At 64.3% G+C, this 1,657-nt stretch carries 2 protein-coding genes; one reads left to right on the forward strand and one right to left on the reverse strand.

Going from position 1 to position 1,657, the window contains the following annotated elements; all coding sequences use genetic code 11:
* A partial coding sequence (locus VGP39_RS02595) for a M20/M25/M40 family metallo-hydrolase (protein ID WP_327566545.1) occupies positions 1 to 459 on the reverse strand: 459 nt, incomplete at its 3' end.
* Between the two features lie 142 nt (positions 460 to 601).
* Here VGP39_RS02595 and VGP39_RS02600 point away from each other — a divergent pair.
* Positions 602 to 1,375 (forward strand): putative hydro-lyase, encoded by a 774-nt coding sequence (locus VGP39_RS02600; RefSeq protein ID WP_327566546.1) that lies wholly within the window; start codon positions 602 to 604, stop codon positions 1,373 to 1,375.
* The last annotated feature ends 282 nt before the right edge of the window (positions 1,376 to 1,657 follow it).

Genomic DNA, 1,657 nt, shown 5'->3' on the forward strand with positions numbered 1-1,657 from the left:
GGTGGTGTAATCGCCGGCATAGGCCGCCGACGCCATGGTCGCCGGCGCAAAGCGCGAGCCTTCCTCGTTGGTCCAGTTGACGATGCAGATCGGCGTCTCGGTCTCGATGCCGGCATCGTTCAGGGTGCGCACCACCTCGAGTGCGGCCAGCGTGCCGAGCACGCCGTCGAACTTGCCGCCGGTCGGCTGGGTATCGAGATGCGAGCCTAAGCCCACCGGCGGTTTTGTCATGTCGCGGCCTTTGCGGAGGCCGAACATCGACCCGAGCGCATCGACATGCACTTGGAGTCCCGCGGCTTCACAAGCGTTACGAAACCAGTCCCGCACCTGCTTGTCCTCGGGGCCGAGCGTCAGCCGCCGCACGCCGCCCTTCGGCGTGGCGCCGAATTTCGCGGTTTCGTGAATCGTATCCCACAGCCTTGCGGAATCGATTTGCAGGTTGGATGCGATCTTGGTCATGCGGTTTTCCGGAAAATCCTTTGGCGGGCGTAGCGAATAGGCTCTATGTAGAGCGCCAGACCACCTCCTGTCGAGGCAGTGGAGTTTTCGATTGATTACCAGCCCGGCAAAATCCGATCAGGCCGTTCGGGGCGAGCGCGAAATGCTTGCAAGCGTTGCGGCCCGGCATGCCTGCCGTGCCGGCATGGCCGCAAGCACCGCAGGCGTCGCCAACGGTTTTGTGCAGGGCAATCTCGCGATCCTGCCGGAGAAGCTCGCGGCTTCGTTTCACCGTTTTTGCCAGCTCAATCCGAAACCGTGCCCGATCATCGGCATGTCCGACGTCGGCGACCCCCGCATTCCCGCGCTCGGGCTCGACCTCGACATCCGCACCGACCTGCCGCGCTACCGGGTGTGGCGCGACGGCGAGGTGGCGGAGGAGCCGACCGACATCATGGCGCACTGGCGCGACGATCTCGTTGCGTTTGTGATCGGCTGCTCGTTCTCGTTCGAAGAGGCGCTGCTGGCCGACGATATCCCGATCCGCCACATCGAACGCGGCGTACGCGTGCCGATGTATCGCACCAACATCGCCTGCGCCTCCGCCGGCCCGTTCGCCGGGCCGATGGTGGTGTCGATGCGGCCGCTAAAACCGGCCGATGCGATCCGCGCGGTGCAGATCACCTCGCGCTTCCCTTCCGTGCATGGCGCGCCGGTCCATCTCGGCCATCCGCATTCGATCGGCATCGCCCATATCGCAAAACCCGATTACGGCGACGCGGTGCCGATCAACGCCGACGAGATTCCCGTGTTCTGGGCATGCGGCGTCACGCCGCAAGCGGTGATCGCGGCAGCCAAGCTGCCGTTCGCGATCACGCATGCGCCGGGATTGATGCTCGTCACCGACCTCAGGAACAAGCAGCTTGCCGTTCTTTGAGGAAGGCGTATCTCGGGCTGTAGTCGCTGCGCTGTCGCCGCACACCACCGTCATCCTGAGGAGCCGCGCGAAGCGCGGCGTCTCGAAGGATCGGCCGCATGCGCTCGTGGCCATCCTTCGAGACGCGCGCAAGGGCGCGCTCCTCAGATCCTATGGGTTGGCGGGTGGTCAAGAGGTTAGGATTGGAGTTGCACCACCAACCAACCTCGGAGGACCAAGATGACTAGTCTCGATCCCACTGACGCACCCGCCGCGGTGGATTATGCCACCGTTTACGTTGCT

It is taken from the genome of Bradyrhizobium sp., from assembly GCF_036009065.1.
Classification (GTDB): domain Bacteria; phylum Pseudomonadota; class Alphaproteobacteria; order Rhizobiales; family Xanthobacteraceae; genus Bradyrhizobium.